The sequence below is a fragment of the Parabacteroides goldsteinii DSM 19448 = WAL 12034 genome, assembly GCF_000969835.1.
GTDB lineage: Bacteria > Bacteroidota > Bacteroidia > Bacteroidales > Tannerellaceae > Parabacteroides > Parabacteroides goldsteinii.
Genome location: NZ_KQ033912.1, coordinates 3446024 through 3467517, shown reverse-complemented (window position 1 = coordinate 3467517; position 21494 = coordinate 3446024). Strand labels below are relative to the sequence as shown.

The 21494-nt window shown below is 43.1% G+C and carries 14 protein-coding genes; 1 reads left to right on the top strand and 13 read right to left on the bottom strand.

Annotated features, from left to right (window positions below):
- Positions 1-287 precede the first annotated feature (287 nt).
- Positions 288-899 (top strand): HU family DNA-binding protein, encoded by a 612-nt coding sequence (locus tag HMPREF1535_RS12725; protein WP_046146306.1) that lies wholly within the window; start codon positions 288-290, stop codon positions 897-899.
- Between the two features lie 86 nt (positions 900-985).
- Here the strand turns inward: HMPREF1535_RS12725 and HMPREF1535_RS12720 are convergent, their stop codons facing one another.
- The 13 genes from HMPREF1535_RS12720 to recQ all read right to left on the bottom strand — a co-directional run bounded on the left by HMPREF1535_RS12720 (position 986) and on the right by recQ (position 21472).
- Entirely contained in the window at positions 986-3091 is a 2106-nt protein-coding gene (locus HMPREF1535_RS12720) for a hypothetical protein (RefSeq protein ID WP_046146305.1), read from the bottom strand.
- A gap of 17 nt (positions 3092-3108) precedes the next feature.
- Positions 3109-4731, bottom strand: coding sequence for a RagB/SusD family nutrient uptake outer membrane protein (locus HMPREF1535_RS12715; protein WP_009859563.1), 1623 nt, complete (start codon positions 4729-4731; stop codon positions 3109-3111).
- A 12-nt stretch (positions 4732-4743) separates the two neighbouring features.
- Positions 4744-8022, bottom strand: a complete 3279-nt coding sequence (locus HMPREF1535_RS12710) for a SusC/RagA family TonB-linked outer membrane protein (RefSeq protein ID WP_046146304.1) — start codon at positions 8020-8022, stop codon at positions 4744-4746.
- A 185-nt stretch (positions 8023-8207) separates the two neighbouring features.
- The gene (locus HMPREF1535_RS12705) at positions 8208-9215 is read right to left on the bottom strand and encodes a FecR family protein (protein WP_009859566.1); all 1008 of its coding nucleotides are present in this window, start codon (positions 9213-9215) and stop codon (positions 8208-8210) included.
- An 83-nt stretch (positions 9216-9298) separates the two neighbouring features.
- Complete coding sequence (locus HMPREF1535_RS12700; RefSeq protein ID WP_009859567.1) at positions 9299-9835, bottom strand: RNA polymerase sigma-70 factor; 537 nt, start codon at positions 9833-9835, stop codon at positions 9299-9301.
- A gap of 41 nt (positions 9836-9876) precedes the next feature.
- Positions 9877-11775, bottom strand: a complete 1899-nt coding sequence (gene mutL / locus HMPREF1535_RS12695) for a DNA mismatch repair endonuclease MutL (RefSeq protein ID WP_046146303.1) — start codon at positions 11773-11775, stop codon at positions 9877-9879.
- Entirely contained in the window at positions 11772-12077 is a 306-nt protein-coding gene (locus HMPREF1535_RS12690; RefSeq protein WP_010800559.1) for a hypothetical protein, read from the bottom strand. The genes mutL and HMPREF1535_RS12690 overlap by 4 nt, the downstream gene beginning before the upstream one ends.
- Positions 12078-12102: 25 nt before the next feature.
- Positions 12103-13725, bottom strand: a complete 1623-nt coding sequence (locus HMPREF1535_RS12685; protein ID WP_046146302.1) for an OstA-like protein — start codon at positions 13723-13725, stop codon at positions 12103-12105.
- Positions 13722-15086 (bottom strand): peptidylprolyl isomerase, encoded by a 1365-nt coding sequence (locus tag HMPREF1535_RS12680; protein WP_009859571.1) that lies wholly within the window; start codon positions 15084-15086, stop codon positions 13722-13724. Before HMPREF1535_RS12680 ends, HMPREF1535_RS12685 begins: the two co-directional genes overlap by 4 nt.
- Before the next feature lie 21 nt (positions 15087-15107).
- Positions 15108-15962 (bottom strand): hypothetical protein, encoded by an 855-nt coding sequence (locus HMPREF1535_RS12675; protein ID WP_046146301.1) that lies wholly within the window; start codon positions 15960-15962, stop codon positions 15108-15110.
- A gap of 13 nt (positions 15963-15975) precedes the next feature.
- The gene (locus HMPREF1535_RS12670) at positions 15976-17565 is read right to left on the bottom strand and encodes a peptidylprolyl isomerase (RefSeq protein WP_009859573.1); all 1590 of its coding nucleotides are present in this window, start codon (positions 17563-17565) and stop codon (positions 15976-15978) included.
- A gap of 109 nt (positions 17566-17674) precedes the next feature.
- A complete protein-coding gene (guaB, locus tag HMPREF1535_RS12665; RefSeq protein ID WP_009859574.1) occupies positions 17675-19150 on the bottom strand; it encodes an IMP dehydrogenase in 1476 nt (491 codons plus the stop codon).
- Between the two features lie 138 nt (positions 19151-19288).
- The gene (recQ, locus tag HMPREF1535_RS12660) at positions 19289-21472 is read right to left on the bottom strand and encodes a DNA helicase RecQ (RefSeq protein ID WP_009859575.1); all 2184 of its coding nucleotides are present in this window, start codon (positions 21470-21472) and stop codon (positions 19289-19291) included.
- Between the last annotated feature and the right edge of the window lie 22 nt (positions 21473-21494).

Below are 21494 nucleotides of genomic sequence, written 5' to 3'. Positions count from 1 at the left end.
TTTTAGTTATTTTCAGCGAATATAATACCGTATATCAAGGTTTTACAAATTAACAGACTACTATTTTCCAACAATCGCATCTACCGGAAAAGTAGGCAAAAGGTATTGCTTAAGTCATATACATCTATTACCTTTGTAGTCATTCAATAATCACTCCACAGTTGTAGGGCGTAAGAACCACCGCTGTTAAACAATAGCCTTACACTTGTGAGTCTTACGCCCTACAATTGTCAAGCGATGAATAGACAAGCATTTAAACAGGAGTTATTCATTAAACAAGCAAGAATATGTCAGCAGAATACGACTTCTATAAAAACCCTATACCGAAAGGGAGTAACCGCAAACCACGCCTGCATGCTCGAATTGTGCCGCGAGGAGTTATCACCACCGAAATGCTCTCAGAAGAGATACACGATGCCAGCAGCCTGACAACCGGTGATGTAGAAGCAACTATAACCATGCTAAGCAAAGCGATCATCCGTAATCTGAAACAAGGAAAAAGAATACATATCAAAGGATTGGGTTATTTGGAAATGACACTGCAATGTCCTCCTATAAAAGACCCGAAAGAGATACGGGCCGAATCCATCCAGTTCAAGTCGGTGGCGTTTCGTCCGGAAATAGCGTTAAAAAAGGAATTGAGTACCACCCGGTTTGTCAGGGCAGCACATAAAAATCATTCGAAAAGTCGCTCGGAAACAGAAATTGACAACTTATTAACCATCTATTTCTCAACCCATGAATATATCACCCGCCAGGAGTTCCAGCAAGTTTGCAGATTTACGAAAGGGACAGCCAATCGTCGTCTGACAGAAATGGTAAAAGCCGGGAAATTAAAGAAAGAAGGATTAGATAGATTCCCGATTTATGTACCTGTGCCCGGGAACTACAAAAAATAAGACAAATCAGCCACCCTTCATCCCTACATGTTGTTTTACAAGGCTGAAAGGTGGCTGAAAGCTGAAAGGATAAACACCGTATCTACTTACAGTGATTTATTAAAACCTTCATATTTTACAGTCCACGAACCATCTTTGGGAAAACCCGGAGCGTTAATAGCCGGACAACCGTCCCATCCCCCTGCCATCATGGCAACAGCCGTGAGTAATCCACCGTTACCGGGAAAATAAGGGAAAGGAGCCCTTCCTCCTCCAACAAGACCATGTTCGTCGAAGTCGAAGGCCGGATAATTTAACAAATAGTCGACAGCCTTATCCGGATGGGATAAACGGGCCGCACACATGGCAAGCATAGGAAAATCCCATCCCCATGTATCATTCAACTTCCAGGTATTATGAACTTTGGATAATGTTTTATCCATAACAGAAATATCGACTCCGTCTCCCGGTAACATGCCATAGGTTCCGATCAAAGCCGGATGTTCAAAAGCATACTTGGTCCACATATCCCGAATACCTTCATGAGTCACATATACACCGTCTTCAACCGGCAGCGGAGACAATTTTTCTTCAACAAGCTTCCAGTTTTCCTCTACCGGAAGTGAAAGACGTTTACGCCATTCGTTGGCTACCCGTAAACCGAATTTCCAATAACTCAGTTCAAAGGCCGGATTCATCGTTTCTTCCGGCTTTGTATTTTCAGAAACGATAAATACAGGAGGACCTAAGACATACTGATCCCTATCTTTCACATAGAAAGCATAATCGGTCATAAAATCAGCCGTACCGAAAATAACCTGTTTCCATTTCTCCAGGGTTTCCCGGGTAGGATGCAATCTATAATCCAACTCTGCAAAATAAATCGGATGGGGTTGTTGCCAGATCAGTGTCGCATGTATCAGGTTAGGCCATTCACGATCAAAATCAGCCGTACATTTCGGCCAACGGGCACCCTGGTACCCCTGTCTTTTAGCCCTCTCTATGGAAGTCGGCAAATAATCACGGTAAACGGAAAGCGATTTATCCAGCAAGTTCCAACGGTTCCATAACGCATAATGAACACCATGCCACCAGATCATTTCAAAATGAAAACGTCCGTACCAGCCATTATTGACCAGTCCGCTTTCCTGAGGAGGAAGCGAACCTGCCTCATTTATCTTCATTACGAACTGGGACAATACGATCCTTCTCTCCAATTCTTTCCAGCGAAGATCTTTACTGGCAGACAGGTCGATTGCCGCTCCCGATTCCCAGAAAGATTTCCAACCAGCGGAACTTTCCCTGAATATCTGGTCCGCTACCAACCCTCCATTGGTTTCCTCACGGGAATAAAGGCAGGAGAATTCAAGCCGATCGGTATTTTCAGGACAGAGTTCAAAATGATGGGGACTATCCCCGGCTGCCTGTTCAAGGCGTGCCGGAGATGTCCATCTCAATGCTGTATAGTAATGTATATCGTCCATGTTTCTGGCGATCAGTACCCGGTCTTTCTCTTGCTTTTTAAGAACGGACTGATGGGCACCTGGTTGGTCATAGGTTCCCAGACAGTCCTGAAACTGATCATCTTTAGGATAAGGAAAATCCAGAAATACCGATAATTGCCCTTTACGAATCAAAGGACTTTCCACGGAAACTGCAACTGCATCTGATGTAGGGTGACAAGCTGTTTTCACCGATACGGGGATACCATCCAGTTTAAACTGACTGTAAATAATGCCTGTCCACAAATCAACCTCCTGTCGGGTATCCGACAAATCGGTTTCAGTCACCGGAGTACCATCCGGCTTCGTCAACTTAAATCCGATACGTCCCAGGTTAAAACGGTGCGGATTTCCTGCCAGCCACGCCGAAAGTTCCGGTTGTTCGGGATTTGGAAGCTCATAAGGAACATCCCTTCCATGCGTATCCATCGTAAGTCTTTTAAAATCCTCCACCTTACAACCCTCCGGCAAAGGAAAACTATGCCAACTCCACTGTGACATCGTATTGAAAGAAACAAAAGTCTGTAACCCGGTAATATCCACAGAAAAGGCAAACTCTCCGTTACCTACCTGAGCCGGACTCCGGGGATTGGTCTTCGTTGTCACGATACGATGCCTGTCAACAACAGCTTTGCGGTCGATCTTCGCCTGACCGCTTATGCCTACACTTGCAAACAAAACAGAAATAAGAACACTAATCAGTTTTTTCATTGAGAATCAATTTATTATTAATAACCTGGATTTTGCACCAGCGAACCTTCACTCTTATCTATCTCCGTACGAGGAATAGGAACCAGTTTATGTTGCTCTAAAAACGACCGCTTCAATAACATTGTAACTTCATATGTTTTAGTACCATCTGCCTGCTTTTGAATATTCATTGCCAATAGGTCCCTATTCTCTGTTTCATCAGCGATACACCATCTTCTTACATCAAAAAAACGATGCCCTTCAAAAGCAAGCTCCACACGACGTTCATTCCGTATCTTATCTCTCAGCTTTTCGCCGGAAGCGGTAACAGGCGGCATATTCACACTTTGACGGGCACGTACCTTATTAACATATTCACGGGCTTGTTCCTCATTGCCCAACTCATACATGATCTCTGCATAATTCAGATAAAATTCTGCTAACCGGAAGAATATCCAGGGATTTTCAGGTTTTACGGATGACCCTGAGGGCGGAATGGATTCGACCATGAACTTTTTAAACGCATAAGCCGTCTTCGAGGCATTCCATGAACCGATGCTACTCTCCGGTGAATCAAGTCCGCCGTGCCAGGTTTCTGTCTCCCGTCCGGCCCACATAGAACCATCATGCAGGATCGAAGCATCCAGACGCGGATCACGTCCGGCATATGGATTCGACTCATCATAGCCGGAAGCCGGATTTATCTTCAACGGCAATTCCTCATTCAGATATGGTAATTCACCATTTGTCATCTCATAAGCATTCACCAGATTCTGCGTCGGGTTCTCTCCGGTCCATCCATTTGAACCATTCCGACCGTTAAACAGCATAAAGTCGGTAGAATTGGCCTGCGTAAAGTAACGCGCAAAGATTATTTCATCATTATCTTCCAGGAAGACAGACTGATAATCATTACCCAAACTATATCCAGCATCCAATACGGCCTTTGTCGCTTCTGCCGCTGCTTCCCATTTTTCTTTTGAATGGGAAGGATTATTCTGCTCGCTGGCAGCATATAATAGAACTCTCGCTTTTAAAGCCTTACAAGCATCCCCTGTAGCACGTCCCAACGTTTCACTACTCGATTTTGCAGGTAACCAAGTCATCGCTTCATCCAGTTCTTTTGTAATGAAATCCACACAATCGCTATAAGAATCACGTTTCACCTTATAATCCTGATTCAACTCGAACAAGTCTGTGATCAGGGGAACATCGCCATAACGCCAAATCAGATTCGCATAGATCCAGGCACGGATAAATTTCATCTCGCCTTTCATTCTGTTTTTTAGATCTGTCTCAACCGGAGCATCATCAATCCGGTCAAAGAAAACATTGATCGTACGGATGTTACTATATGCAGACTTCCAATAATTAATCTTCTCTGAAATACCCGTTACGTTATCAGAAGTCATTTCTCCTTTTTGAATCACCCAGAAATTAGCCCAATTATGAATACAATAAGTTTCGTCACTCGCATCACTTAACATATGCTGACTAAATTCATGATTGATAGAATTATAAGAAGCATTCACATAAAGTTCTATCAATGCACTGTCTTCCCATACATCAGCATCCGAAACTTTATCCAGAGGTTTCATGTCCAGCACATCACATGAGTTCAAAGCTAAAATAGCCACTAATATATAAATTATCTTTTTCATATCAAATAGTATTTAGAATGTTACATTTACGCCAAAGTTATAGGTACGCTGTTGCGGGTAATACCAAAAGTCTGTTGTTTCCGGATCAAATCCCAATTCCTTCATATGATCGTAAATAATAAAGAGATTATTGGCACTAAAAGAAACGCGCAGATTCTTTACCCATAACTTCTCACAGATAGAAGCAGGTAGCGTATAACCGAATTCCAGATTTTTCAAACGAAGAAAACCGGCATTCAACAGCCATTGGGTCGAAGCTTCCGTATTATTATTCCACATACTCGAACTACCTCTCGGCATAGAAGCCTTTGTATTTTCTGGTGCCCACCTATCCTTGGCACGCCATTCCATAAAGTTTCCCAATGAATAACTCATTACCGGAAAATAACTTCCGAAATATTGTTTTGCATTCTCCTGTCCCTGGAACAGCAACGAGAGGTCGAATCCCTTATATTCGAAATTCGCATTAAAAGAATAAACTATTTCAGGAGTATTAGTCTGGTTCACACGGATACGGTCCCTTGAATCAATCTGACCATCTTTGTTGACATCTTCATAAATGATATCTCCCGGTTGTGTATTCAATAAATGAGGCAATGACTCTATCTGCTCTTCCGACTCAAAAATACCAATTGCATTATAGTACAATCCCGATCCGATCGGGCGACCGGTTGCATACTGATAGGGCTCAGCCGCAGGTTGCTCATCACTGAAAACAACTTTATTACGAGCAAAAGACACATTAGCAGACAACCGATATTTCAGAGGATTTGAATAGTTCTCATGGGAAACGATCATTTCAAAACCTTTATTATCTACTATACCGATATTCTCATCCGGCAACTTCAATCCTGTATAATCCGGAATAATAGCAGAACGCTTCGTCAATATATTGGAACGTCTGGTTTTAAAATAATCAAACTCAATTCCTAACAGACCATTCCATAAACGAGAATCAAAACCAATATTGGTTGTCTTGGCAACTTCCCAGGTGATATTAGGATTGGGTACACCGTTTTGAACTAACCCGGTTACATCATTCTTCCCTATTACATAGTTGCTACCATAACTATAAGTCGTCAGATACTGATAAGCCCCAACCTGATCGTTCCCCATTTTGCCATAAGAGCCGCGTATCTTCAGGTTATCCAGGAAAAGCAAATTCTTCATAAACGGTTCTTCCGAGATTCTCCACCCTAAAGAAAAGCCAGGGAAGAATCCATATCGTTTGTTTTCCGGAAAATTAGGAGATCCATCCCGACGGAAAGTGAACTGGGCCAAATATTTCCCAGCGTAATCATAAGACAAACGTCCGAAAATATTTTGCCTCGCCGTTTGTGACGAACTCCCATCATTACTTTGTTTGTTTTTATCACTGCTTCCGGCAAAGATCTCCGGTATTGAAATGGAAACATAATCCCCTCTATAGGCCTGAAGATAATTTCCTTTTGTTTCACTTTGTTCATAACCGACCATGGCACCAACATGATGAACACCAAAGGTATGATCATAGTTCAACTTTGCAGTCATGTACAAATTAGTCGGATTCTCATACTTCTCAGAAAGATTGGCCTTATCGCTTCCCATACCGGAACGTCCTTTATACAGTTCACCTGTCTTTTCATCCTTATAATAAACATAATCAGGTGTCTGAAAATCTTTGGTAAAGACATAACCTGCATCATAACTGGCACTACCGTCCAGCCACAAACCTTTCACCCAAGGGATATCCAGTTTAAAAGAAACCGTACTCTGAAGAGCTGTAGTCTTTATATCCCGTGTTCCACCAGCGTCGCTTACCATATTCATGATATTTTCACTTCCCCGGTTTGGCATTAACTTGTCCGTCCCGGGCCAATAAGGCTGCCAACTGGGCAAATATAAAAAGATATGACTATATGTCTCATTCGTCGAGAAATACGGATAATGATTATCATCGACCTTTCCTGCCAGGTTCATTCCTACCTGAAGATATTTAGTAACCTGAACATCAATATTGGAACGTAAATTATATAATCTGACATCTGTTGTCCCATTTTTATAATGTCCGCTCTGATGTGACTCACCCAACGATAAATAATATTTCAAACGTTCATTACCACCTGATACTGACAAATTTACACGATGTTGCGGAGTTAACTTCTTGGTGATAAAGCCATACCAGTCCGTATTCGGATAATCTGGATCCGAACCGTTTCTGTATTTTTCCAGTTCTTCTGCAGTATATCTCGGAGCACGTCCTTCTCCTTCCTCTATTTCATTATATACTTTAGCATAAGTATAAGAGTCTGCCATCTTTGGTGTACGCGTCGATTCCGAAAATCCCTGATTATAAGAGAAACTTACAGAGGGTTTCATGGTGTTCCCACGTTTCGTAGTCACCAGTAAAACACCATTGGCAGCTCTTGCTCCATAAATCGCAGCAGAGGCATCTTTCAACACTGAAATATTTTCGATATCATTGGGATTTATTTCGCCTAAACCTCCACGTTCCACACCATCGATCAGGACTAAAGGAGAAGAGTCGCCCGTCGTACTTTTACCACGGATAAAAATGGACGGATCGTCTCTGCCAGGCTCTCCTGAACGGTTATTTATAATAACACCAGGTAAACGTCCGATCAAAGAATTGGCTACATTAATCGACGGACTTTTCATTACCTCGTCCCCCTTCAATGAAACAACAGATCCGGTAACAGATATCTTTTTCTGTGTACCATATCCTATAACGACAATCTCTTCTATTTGTTTTGAATCTTCTTCTAATTGAATAGCTACCGGCTGCCGGGAACTTGCAGAAACTTCTTTCGGGTTATAACCAATATATGTAACCTGTAAAACAGCATCAGCAGCAACTGAGAATTCAAAATATCCGTTCATATCCGTAACCGTACCATTGGTCGTTCCCTTCTCTACTACATTCGCACCAATAATCCCCTCTCCACTATCGTCTTTGACAAATCCACTTACCTTTTTCAGAGTTCGTTCCATTGCTTTTTTCAGGATCAAATGATTCCCTGAAACTTCAAAAGAGATTTTAAGCGGAGGCAGAACTTTATCCAATACAGATTTCAGAGCCTCATTATTAGATGTAACAGAGACAGGTAGATCCGAATTGATCTCATTATAAAAAACAAATGTATAGTTTGTTTGTTTTTCAACGGAAGAGACAAGCTCTTTCAAGGTACTATTCTTTAGCGACAACGTCACTTTCACGGATTGGGCAAATCCTACATTGGTAAAAATTATTGATAATAACGTAACAATTAACGTTTTTCTTATCTTAAACATCTTCTTAAAATTTAAGGTTATAATAAAAATCGTATCTTTGCCCTTGAATATAAGCTCCCTATTCTATTCATTACGATGAATAGAATCTTCGAACAAGAGTTATATTGAAGGTCGCAGGCATTATGAATAGCGGTTCATAATGCCTCTTCTTTACTACACCAATAGAAAAGTAAAGGGGGAATCTGTTATTTATATCTTATGGTCACCTCCTCTCCGTTTATTTTATAGTCTATAGGAGTTATCTGGTTGATCAGATTCAACATCTCAGTCAATGATTCCGTTTTCAAAGTAAACCAATAAGAATAAGACGGATTTTCATTTTCCAACCTGATCTTAACCCCATACCAACGCTCTATTTTTCTAAAGACATCGTAAAGGGATTCTCCTTTAAACTGTAATTTATTCAACATCCAGATATTATAAGCCTCTGCATCAAAAGCGGAAACATTCCAGCTAATATCCGATTTAGCGATCAGCAATTTCTGTCCCGGCACCAATCTGGTCAGTAAATCATGCTCCCGACTGGTTTCTACCGAGACACTCCCCTTTTCCAGAGCCACTGAAATAAAAGAATCGGTAGGATAATCAGTCACTGAAAAACTTGTACCGTGCACCAGTACATTGACCGTACCGGTATTCACAATAAATTTATTATTCTCATCATGTACGACATCAAAATAAGCTTCACCTTCCAATTTTACCAATCGGCGTTTTTTAGAAAAGTCTACCGGGTAAGTCAATTTTGAATCGGAATTCATCCAAACTTTCGTTCCATCAGGCAATATAAGCTGGGATTTTTGTCCGGAAGGAACAATAAATACAGCCTCCGCAGCCAAATAATTTCCATCCGAACGGTAATAAGCAGAAAGCCAGACAGAGAAAGAAAGTCCAACCAATAAAGCAATTGAAGCTGCAACAGCAATGGCTTTATAAAGTTTCTTCTTAGTATATAATATTGTTTTAACAGGTTCATTGATCCGGGACAATATGTTTCCCCACATCTTATCACTATCTGGTAGCACGAACCGGGAAAAATCAGCATGTGCAATTTCCCATTCATGTAGATATTCCTGGTACAATTTTTCATTCTCAGGTGATTGGGCACGCCACCTCCTCACTTCCTCTGATTCTTCTACGGAAGTTTGGTTTACGAAGTGTTTCGCCAATAATGTATGAGGTATTTTCTGATCCATCTTTTTATATTTCTATATAATAGACACATCCCATCAAAGAATACCCTTAAAACAAAATAATATTTTTTCTGATTTTCGAATAATTATAGCAGAGTTAGCAAAAAAACGAAGATATCCCCTCCTTCTTTATAAGATGAAAGCATCTTTTCTCTTATTCTTTTTAATGCGATTCCCATCTGGGCTTCAACAGTTTTGACTGAAATACCTTTCTCTTCCGCAATTTCTTTATAAGTTTTTCGCTCATCGCGGCTCATCAAAAAAATTTCCCGACATTTTGGAGGTAGAGCTTCGATCGTATCCTGTAATAATAAAAAAAACTCCGCCCGGTCAATGCAATCCTGCGCTTGTCTTTCCTCCAATTCCATTTGAGCCCATCGCTCCAATATGATCGTCCGCGTATGTTCATTCCGTAGATAATTCAACATCCTATTCCGGGCACTGCTATACAGATAGGTTTTGAGATAAGTTATATTCAAATTGTCAGATTCTTTCCAGAGGTATACAAAAACATCTTGTACAACTTCCTCAATAGCTTGCTCATCGTGAGTATAGTAATTGAGAAAATAGCATAGTTTTTTATGATACTGCTTGTATATGCTGCGGAACTCCTGCTCACTCATCTCCTTAGTTATTAGACGAGCAAATATACTATATTATTTACTTATCTGAACCGTTTCTCCAGTTCTTCGTCAGTCAGCATGGAAATGATCGTCTTTCCGTCGGGAGTCAGGTTGGAATCCGGGCAGGAGAACAAGGTTGCGATCAGGTGATCCATCTCGTCGGCAGACAATGTTTTACCCGGACGGATGGCTGCAGCTTTTGCCAGAGACAAAGCGATTGCTTCACAGATCTCTTCATGTACTTCACATCCTGTCTCGATAGCACGGTTGACAATATCCTTTATCAGAACCAGCTGGTCAACATTCTCAAGTCCGGCAGGCAGGCCGTTGATCGCATAACTGTTATTTCCCAGATTCGACAAGTCGAAACCGATAAAACGCATATCTTCCAACAGAACAGGCAAGACAGCTGCTTCTGCTGCCGTGAACTCAATGATTTCGGGGAAAAGAACCTGCTGCGATGCACCTTTCTGCTGTCGCATATTATTCAGATACTGGTCGAACAAGATACGTACATGAGCCCTGTACTGGTCGATCAGGGCCAGGCCGGACTTCAATGAAGTAACGATATAACGACCTTTGTACTGATAGCATGGAGTAGTCGTTTCGGCAAACAAGGCTTCGCCTCCAACAACAGAAGCTATCGGTTCCGGCTTCTCATCAGCATCCGTCTCAATCACCTCTCCCATCATTTCCAAATCTTTACGCACGGCATCGCGGTCGCTTTCAAACCCCTGATAGAGTTGTGACCAGTCGAACTCCGACTTCCCGGAAGACGAAGGAGATGGCGAAGACGGAGAATAAGAAGACGGGGTAGAAGATGCCTTGAATGGATTATAACCCGAATCAAGCTGCACGGTCGGTGCTCTAAATCCGTCCGGTTCTTTGACCGGGTTGTAAACCGGGATGTCTATCGCATCTTCCACATCAAAATCAATGGTAGGGATAGCACTCGACTTTGCCAGCGCCTCACGGGTTGCCGCCATCAGTATCTGCCAGATAGGCTGCTCGTTCTCAAACTTAATCTCGGTCTTAGTCGGGTGGATATTTACATCGATCGTAGAAGGATCAAGCGTGAAATAGATAAAATAATTGGGTTGTTCGCCGGGAGGGATCAACTGTTCATAAGCCTGCATAACGGCCTTATGAAAATAGGGATGCTTCATGAAACGTCCGTTCACGAAGAAATATTGCAGTGCACCACGCTTCTTGGCAGAGTCGGGGCGACCTACAAAACCGGAAATAGTGACCAGCGAGCTTTGTGCATCCACAGAAAGCAACTTCTGGTTCAGGTTCTTGCCATATACATTTATAATACGCTGGCGGAGACCTGACTCCGGTAAATTAAATATCTCGGTATCATTGTGGTTCAACACCAGGGCTACCTGCGGGTTGACCAGGGCGATACGTTCAAATTCATTGATTATATTACGGAACTCCGTTTCATTCGATTTCAGGAATTTACGGCGCGCGGGTACATTAAAGAATAGGTTCTTGATCGAAAAAATACTTCCCTCTGTACAAGCATCGGGGCTAATATCTTCCAATGTGGAACCGGCGATGGATAGCTTCGTACCCAACTCAGTTCCTCTCAAACGGGTACGCAGTTCCACATGGGCTACCGCAGCGATAGAAGCCAGCGCCTCTCCGCGAAATCCCATCGTATGGAGGGAAAACAGATCTTCAGCCGAAGAGATCTTGGAAGTAGCATGCCGTTCAAATGCCATACGGGCATCTGTCTCAGACATACCTTTCCCGTCATCGACCACCTGGATCAATGCACGGCCGGCATCCTTAATGTTCACCTGGATATGTGCGGCTCCGGCATCGATCGCATTTTCAACCAGTTCCTTTACAACGGAAGCAGGCCGTTGAATGACTTCACCGGCCGCTATCTGATTGGCTATACTATCGGGTAATAAATGAATTATATCGCTCATGACCAAAACAAAAACCAGAGTAAAGCACCCAGGACTGCAATCCCCACGATCAGTTTTGCGCTCTTATATTTACGGCTACGCGCATCGTCGCCTCTGTCAAGGCTTTTCTTCAGATGCGAAGTACCCTCAATAAAAGTTCCTTTGATCTGCGGCTTGTAATCTTCCAACGATTCTTCCATGCCCATCTCGCGTTTCATTTTACGCACACGTTCTTCCATCGCCTCTTTATGGGGATCCCAATAAATAGGTTTATGATTGAACTGCCGGGGTTTACGTACATTATAAAATGAGAAAAGTGCCATAACTCAACAAATTTAATAATAAATGCTATTGCTCGTGCTTAAACTTATTGCTTCGAACCGGTGCGTCTTCGACTCTCCTCTTCACTACCTGATAAATATCATCTTTATTTTTCGGACGCAAGTAATCAAACCAATAAAAATCTTTCAGTGTTTTCTGTTCCGGCTTGAGATCGGGTATGGGGGTAAGACTTCCCTGCGGACTGGGCCATATCTTCAGCCGTTCCAACGCATTGTCTTTCACCCAAATTGTCAGGAATCCGCTCTTGGTTTCATTCAAACCGATCATCGCACCGTTATCCAACGGATAGAAGATGGATTCCGCATTCCCTTCGACATCGATCTGCCGGACAGCCTGACCTTCAAAATATGCTTTCAGGTCATTCCCTTTCAATTGATTATAATAAGTCGAATCGAGATGCTGCACTGCAAATGCATATTGTATCACATGTGCATAATCGATCGTACTGTCATTCATATAGATAACTATCGTATCACCGGATATCTGGTACTGCTCATTCCACAGAATCGGATCCCTATACATATATAATATGGAATCACGCGTATTAAACTGCATGGAATCACAAACACCCTGCATATCGGTGCGATAGAAACGCACACCATAAAATGCCTTTATTTCGCGGGCCGTCGAATCGATCGACATCATTTCCAGCGTATCGGCATGCAGATATAACGTGTCGCCCTGCGAATATTCAAGGAAACGGGCACTGTCGGTTGCAAACGCATATTCCGTCCGCTCATTATAGAAACCGTACTGTCCCTCCAGCATTACTTTCTGAGCCGTATCCTGCAAACACATATTCCCGAAGGCTTCACCGAAACCGGCATTCTGGTCATATGATATAGAATCGCCGATCAGGACCCTGTTGCCCGAATAAACTTCGGAACGGTCTAGCAACAGCGAAGTGTTAGCTTCCGTATTGTACCATCCGCGGGAAGAATGGATCGTCCCGCTGTCTGAAACAATGATGGAAGGTCCCAGTATTGTTGCAATCTTCGATTCGGTATCGTAATGAAGCGTATCCGAATAGAGTGTAAAATTCGGATTCTCCAGACGCACACTATCATTAAATATAGCCAGTTTCGTGCTCGGAGAATATTGACCGTAGAAAGAGGACAACTGATTCAGCGAGTCAACGATCAAACCGCCGTCAAAATAATAACCGATATCGGGAATACGCTCATAGTTCAAACTATCGGTAAAAAGCGTTACCTGCCCGTTCTCCATACGGACATTTTCACGCAGGTAAGCAATCTGGGTATCCCCGTCATAAAACAAGTAATTGCCGTATACAAACAAAGTATCTCCTTGTTCCATACGGACATTACTGAAAGCCTCCAGCGAATTAGTCGCCTCAAAAAAGTATGCACTGTCGCAATACATATACGAACTATCGTGCCGGAAACTGACATTTCCCTCCAGAAACTGTGCATCAGCCTTCATCACTTCCTTATCATAGGATACAGTATCGGCATGCAGCAGATAAACCAGTGTCTTTTTAGTTGTGACCGTATCGGCTGTAGGAGTCTCTCCCTGCTTGACGGATATGGAATCCTGCGTTTGTGCAAAAACACAAACAGCCAGCAGACAAAGCAGTCCTGTAAGAAAAAACTTTTTTACAATCTTCATTCTTTAACCCAACCCGGATATTTGAAATCGCAGTTACGCCATCCTTCGGCAATACGGACATACGTAGTTTTTTGCTTTTTCTTGATCCACTCATCCAACAATTCTTCTCTTTTCTGTTGTTCCACCATATTCTTCATTGCCTGGAAGTCATCAGAAAGATTTGCCTTATGTTGTTCTGTACGGGATTTCAATTTAACGATGGCAACCACTTCCTTCTGTTTGTTGGAAATCATAGTAAACGGTTTGGAGATTTCACCCACCTGCATGTTGTATACCACTTTACCGACTTCCTGGGGAAGTTCCTGCATTTCAAACTTCGGAGTACCGAAATTGTTTCCTTCATGATTCTGGTTAACCATCAACCCTTTGTTGTTACGGGTATCCTTATCGTATGAAACGAATGTTGCAGCTTCCTCAAACGAGAATTTGTTTGCCTGCAAGTCCGCATATAATGAGTCCATGCGGGCAGTCGCTTCCGTCAATTCCTTTTCTGACACTTTCGGTCTTAACAGGATATGACGGCAGTTGATACGGTTACCGCGTTTCTCGATCAGCTGGATGATATGATATCCGTATTCTGTCTGTACAACCTGAGATACACGTTTCGGATCAGAAAGGTTGAATGCCACATTGGCAAACTCCGGCACCAGGTCAGTCTTGCTCATAAATCCCATCTCACCGCCACGGGCTGCAGAAGCAGGATCTTCGGAATACAGGCGGGCCAACGTAGAGAACTCCATCTTACCGCTGTTGATCTGTTCCGTAAAATCACGCAGTCGTGCTTTGATAGCATCCGTCACATCAAACGGAATCTTCGGTTCGAAAGTAATGATCTGGACTTCCACTGTTGTCGGGATAGTCGGCAGGCTGTCCTTCGACAACTGATTATAAAACTTACGAATTTCAGAAGGAGTCATCTTGATCTCCCCGATCAACTTGCGTTGCATTTCTGAAACGATCTGCTGTTCACGGAACTTTTCCTTCTGTTCATCCCTGATCTGTGAGATTTTCTTTCCGAAATATTCCTCTACTTTTTCCCTTGATCCGATCTGGTTGATTGCCCAGGTTATCCACTGGTCAGCCTGCTGTATCACCTGGCTTTCGCTGGCCTCGATACTGTCTATCTTCGCCTGGTTCAGGTACAGTTTCTGTATCGCTATCCGTTCCGGAATCACACAATAAGGATCACCATCCAGACGTTCGCCTTCGTTTTGCATATACAAACGCTGCGTTTCTACGTCCGAACGTAAAATAGCATCATCTCCTACCACCCACACAATCTCATCAATCACATTATCCTGTGCCATTGCCGCACAAGATAAGCAGGCAAGAAAGAATACAGTTAAAATCTTTTTCATCATTTCTACTTTATAAGTTACAAATTACGGTTCAGTAAAAAACTTTACATCACCTCCTCTGATTCCATCTTTATATAATTCTTCTTCAAACGTCTTCAAAAAATCTACTTTCCGCTGATTGATCAGCATCTCCGTGATTTGCGAACTCGCATAATCATAAGGCGCCACGCTTCCCTCCGGTAGATACTCTTTGATATTCAGCAGATAGCAATAACTACTATCGGCTACTTCCACAAACTTATTCGCCTTCAGATAAGCTGTTGAGTTGAATACATGGACAGGTATATTATCCATCACCTCGTCAAAATCCACCCATTTGTCGTAAAAGTAGTCATAAATAGTGGCATTTTGCACACTATACTTCTCAATTTTTTCTAAAGAGGCTTCAGAAGTCGATTTGTACCACCCTTTTACCTCCGACAAACCGGGGGCATCCACCGGTATTTTCAGGAAAAGTCCCTTGATCAGGGCTTTATCGAGTGTAAACTTTTTCTGATTCTCCTCATAATAGTTCAGCTTATCGCTTTCGCGGATATCAGCCGACAATTTCTCTTTGATCAGGCGCTCCTGATAACGGTAACGAATCAGCGAGTGGCGGTATTCTTCTACCAGCTTGTCGACCTCTTCCTTTTCGTCCCCCAGGTTTCGCTGGGCAACTTCGTAAACCAGGGCATCCTTTACCCATTTCTTTACAAAGCTTTCGGCTAACAACAAACTATCCGCAGAGGACGTCCCCCGCGGAATCAGACTAACCACTTCCGAACGTTTCAACGTCCGGTCCTTCACTCTTACCAGCACATCCGCATCGTCGGTTTGCTGGGTTCGCTTACAAGAACACAGCAAAGATACGAATGCTATAAAAATGAAGCAATACTTCATAACCTTCTCTTTCTTATTTCTTTAGTTTTTTCAACAATTTCCAGTTAATCGTAACAGGATATTCCTTATTCAGCTCCTGCAACCAGGCTTTTTCCAACTCCGGCTGTTCAGCAGCAGGCTTGCTCCACACTTTCTGATTACTGATATTGAACAACAGGATACCATCCCGATATTCCTGCATCAGATGTGTAAATTCAGGATGCTTAGTTTCCAGATTCTTGCGCTCTGTTGTTGTCACAATATCACGAATGAACAGATCGAACACTTCCTGCATAAAATCACCGGCATACGTTTTTGTCGAGAACGGACAACGCTGGATATAATAAGCGAATTCGCTCTGCGGGAAATCCGTATCCACCAGATGGATCAATGTCTTATTCATATCCTTGGCCTTTTCGTAGAAGTCCTTGTCGGAAGGAAAATGATCATTGCACAAAGCGACCAGTTCGGCATAAGCCTCCGGATAGAACACATACCCATACTCTTTTTTCAGACGTTCATCGAACGCCTTATAATATTCGAAATTACGTTCACCCTGTGCCATCACACGGGACCATGATTTCTTCTTTTCTTCAAAAGATGGGATGCCTCCCTTGTCGAGCAATTTAATAATATGATAACCGAACCGTGTTTTAACAGGTTTAGACACTTCTCCCGGAGTATTTAAAGCAAATGCACCTTTTTCAAAAGGTTCCACCATTTCTCCGACACCGAACCAGGGAAGCACTCCCCCTTTGCGTGCCGAAGCGGCATCCGAAGAATTTTCTTCTGCTAACTGTCCGAAGTCTGCTCCGCCTTGTATTTTCTGATAAACCTCTTCAGCCAAAGCCAACGTTTCACTATCACTGCGAGTTACCGAATCTTTCTGGAAAGGGATCAGAATATGGGCAACACGGCGCATCCCCGGATTGGGTTTGCGGCTATGTAGTTTAATAATATGATATCCCAGCGTAGTACGTACCGGCATGGATAATTCACCCGGTTTCATAGAATAAGCATAATTCTCGAACGCTTTGATCGTCTGCATAGGCAACAGACAACGTGCATATTCATATCCGGTCTGTTTGGTAGAGTCCTGCTTTGCCAGCTCCTGACCAACGGTTGCCATGTCTTCCCCGTTTTTTATACGTTCATAGACTTTCATCGCCTTTTCATAAACAGCGAGCGTATCCCTTGAAAGAGTCTTTCCCGGCAGACGGAATAAAATATGACTCAATTCCAGCACTTCGCCCAAACGGTCATATTCCACACGGAGAGCTGCTTCTTCCCCGTCTCTGTCAGATAAGTAACTTGATGTCAGCTGAGCGCGGTATCCTTCCAGTTCATCGGTAAAATCTTTTGTCTTGTCGAGACCGGCGGTTTCTGCATCGACAACTTTCAACTTAAAGTTTTTATACAGTTCCACATAATTTTCCAATGACTTACGATCAGATAAATTAACTTCACCATTCTTTCTGGCCATAAAAACAAATTCATCCAGAGATACCTGTTTTCCGGCCACAGTCATCACTACAGAATCAGCCTTATTAGCGGCTTCTCCGGTTAAACAAGCGAATACTAAAGATAATACAAGCAACTTTTTCATCAAAATTCCGTTTATCATACTACGTACACATTACAAAAATAACACTAATCTAACGGATAGCATCCCCAAAAAGTATGCTATCCGATTAAATTAGTGTTTTTTATATAACGGGATTTATGCACATTTATTATTCGCCACGACTATAATTGGGCGCTTCCTGTGTAATTGCCACGTCATGCGGATGACTTTCCTGTACACCGGCATTGGTAATGCGGGTGAATTTAGCCTGATGCAGTTCTTCAATATTATGCGCTCCGCAATATCCCATACCGGCACGCAACCCGCCAACCATCTGGTAGATCACTTCGAATAAAGAACCTTTATAAGGAACACGCGCGGCAATACCTTCCGGCACAAGTTTCTTCACATCATCTTCCACATCCTGGAAATAACGGTCTTTCGATCCTTTCTGCATCGCTTCCAGCGATCCCATACCACGATAGGATTTAAACTTACGTCCGTTGAAAATGATCGTTTCACCCGGCGATTCTTCCACACCTGCCAGCAATGAACCCATCATCACGGATGATCCGCCGGCAGCAATCGCCTTCACGATATCACCGGAATAACGCAATCCGCCATCGGCAATCAGAGGAATACCTGTACCCTTCAATGCTTTTGCAACATCATAGATTGCAGACAACTGGGGAACACCGACTCCGGCAATAACACGGGTCGTACAGATAGACCCCGGTCCGATTCCTACCTTAACGGCATCTGCTCCGGCATCTGCCAGATATCTGGCAGCATCGCCCGTAGCAATATTACCAACCACGCAATCGATACCCGGATACTGTGCTTTAATTTGTTTCAACACATCGACCACACCTTTGGAATGTCCGTGAGCCGTGTCGATAACCAAGGCATCGGCACCAGCCTCTACCAATGCAGCCACACGTTCAAATGTATTGAATGTCACACCCACACCGGCTGCCACACGCAAACGGCCTTTGGCATCTTTGCAGGCAGAAGGTTTATCTTTTGCTTTAGTGATATCTTTATAGGTAACAAGTCCGATCAGCTTATTATGGCTGTCCACCACCGGCAGCTTTTCAATCTTGTGCTGCTGAAGGATCTGGGCTGCTGCTTCCAGGTCTGTAGACTGATCTGTTACGACCAGGTTTTCCTTCGTCATCACCTCGTCGATCGAACGGTTCATGTCTCTTTCAAAACGAAGGTCACGGTTGGTAACGATTCCGACCAGATAACCGCCTTCATCCACAACAGGTATACCGCCGATCTTATATTCTGCCATCATAGCCAACGCATCGGCCACACGTTTTCCCTTCGTGATTGTTACGGGATCATAGATCATTCCGTTTTCAGCACGCTTAACGCTTTGAACCTGCTTAGCCTGTTCTGCGATCGTCATGTTCTTATGAATAACACCGATACCACCTTCGCGGGCAATAGCGATTGCCATCTTTGCCTCGGTAACCGTATCCATAGCGGCCGATACCATCGGGATATTCAATGTAATGTTTCGTGAAAACTTTGTCGTAAGGTCGACATTTCGGGGAAGAACTTCTGAGTAAGCGGGGATCAACAATACATCATCGAATGTTAATCCGTCCATAACTAACCTGTCTGCAATAAATGACATAAAACGTATGCTTTAAAAATTATTGCGCGCAAATATACGAATAATATGCCAATAAAACAATATGCCAATGTGCCAATAAAAAACAACGATATATTATCTCTATTGGCATATTGGCATATTAATCCTATCGGCATATTATTAATTTGCCATTTCCGATAAGAATTTTATGCGTACCAGACGGATCTCTTCTTCTGTATAATCACCGCCCAACTCTTCGATCGCATCTTCCAGATCATCCGTTTCGGAATCTTTGAAATATTCATAGATATCTTCCACATGATCTTCGTCCATCACATCGTTTACAAAGTAATCGATATTGATACGTGTTCCCGAATAAACGATCGCTTCGATCTCATCCAGCAGTTCGTTGAATTCAAGACCGTTTGTCAACGCTATCTCATCCAGGGCGACTTTGCGGTCGATACGCTGGATAATGGAGACTTTCAGTTTCGACTTGTTTGCAACCGTACGAACACGCAAGTCTTCCGGACGTTCGATCTCATTTTCTTCTACGTGTTTTTTGATCAGTGTAATGAATTCCTGTCCGTAACGTTTTGCCTTACCGGCACCGACACCGGGAATATTCTGCAACTCATCCAGAGTCACCGGATAAGTGGTAGCCATCGCCTCAAGCGACGGATCCTGGAAAATCACAAAAGGAGGAACTTCCAATCGCTTGGACAGCTTCTTACGCAAATCCTTCATCATAGAATAAAGGACCGGGTCAACCGCACAGGTTGCTCCGCCACGTACAGGCACTTCAGATTCTTCCTCTTCCTCAAACTCGTTATCCTTTGTTATTTTGAAAGACACCGGCTTCTTCATGAAATCTTTTCCCTTCGGAGAGATTTTCAGCAGGCCATAGTTTTCGATATCCTTTGTCAGATAACCGGCAATCAGCGCCTGACGGATCACTGCGTTCCAGGTCTTGTCGTCTTCGTCCGTTCCCGAACCGAAGACTTCCAGTTCATTGTGTTTGTAAGATTGAATTTCGGAGGTCTCGTTACCGACCAACATGTTGACAATATAATCTGCCTTAAATTTTTCTTTCAAAGTACTTATCACTTCAAGTACCGCACTCAATAATTCTTTCGCTTCCACTTGCTTTTTGGGGTTCAAACAATTATCACAATTTCCACAATTTTCTTCCAGGTATTCCTCACCGAAATAATGCAACAAGACTTTGCGACGGCATACGGAAGTTTCGGCATAAGCCGCTGTTTCAAGCAACAGTTGCTTACCGATTTCCTGTTCCGCTACAGGCTTTCCCTGCATGAATTTCTCCAGCTTCTGCAAATCTTTGTATGCATAAAAGGCAATACACTGGCCTTCGCCACCATCACGGCCGGCACGACCTGTTTCCTGGTAATAACCTTCGAGGCTCTTCGGGATATCATAATGAATGACATAACGTACGTCCGGCTTATCGATACCCATACCGAATGCGATAGTAGCCACGATAACGTCGGCTTTTTCCAACAGGAATGCATCCTGATTGGCCGACCGTTGCCCTGAATCCATTCCGGCATGATACGCAAGCGCTTTGATACCGTTCGCTTTCAGAATATCGGCAAACTCTTCCACCTTCTTGCGGCTCAGACAATAAACAATACCCGATTTACCTTCGTTGGCCTTAATATATTTAATGATCTCGCGGTCTACATTTTCATCCTTCGGACGAACTTCGTAATATAAATTAGAACGGTTAAAGGAGGATTTGAAAACTGAGGCATCAATCATACCCAGGTTTTTCTGGATATCGTGCTGAACTTTCGGAGTGGCCGTTGCCGTCAGCGCAATCAGCGGACGCTTGCCTATTTCATTGATGATAGGACGTATCCGGCGATATTCCGGACGGAAATCATGTCCCCATTCTGAAATACAATGCGCCTCATCTACTGCATAAAACGAAATATTCACATTACGCAAAAATTCGACATTCTCCTCTTTAGTCAGCGACTCGGGAGCAACATACAATAATTTCGTGCGGCCAGCCATTATATCAGCCTTCACCTGGTCGATCGCCGACTTATTCAGTGAAGAGTTAATAAAATGAGCGACTCCGTCTTCTTCACTAAAATTACGCATGGCATCCACCTGGTTCTTCATCAAAGCAATCAGGGGAGATATAACGATCGCAGTACCTTCCATCATTATAGAAGGCAACTGGTAACAGAGGGACTTGCCCCCGCCGGTGGGCATCAACACAAAGGTATCATTCCCGGCCAGCACATTTTCAATGATTGCTTTCTGATTCCCTTTAAAGGTATCAAAACCAAAATGAGTCTTTAAATGCTCAGTTAAACTATCCTTCTTCGCCATACTTATTATATTTTACAAACCG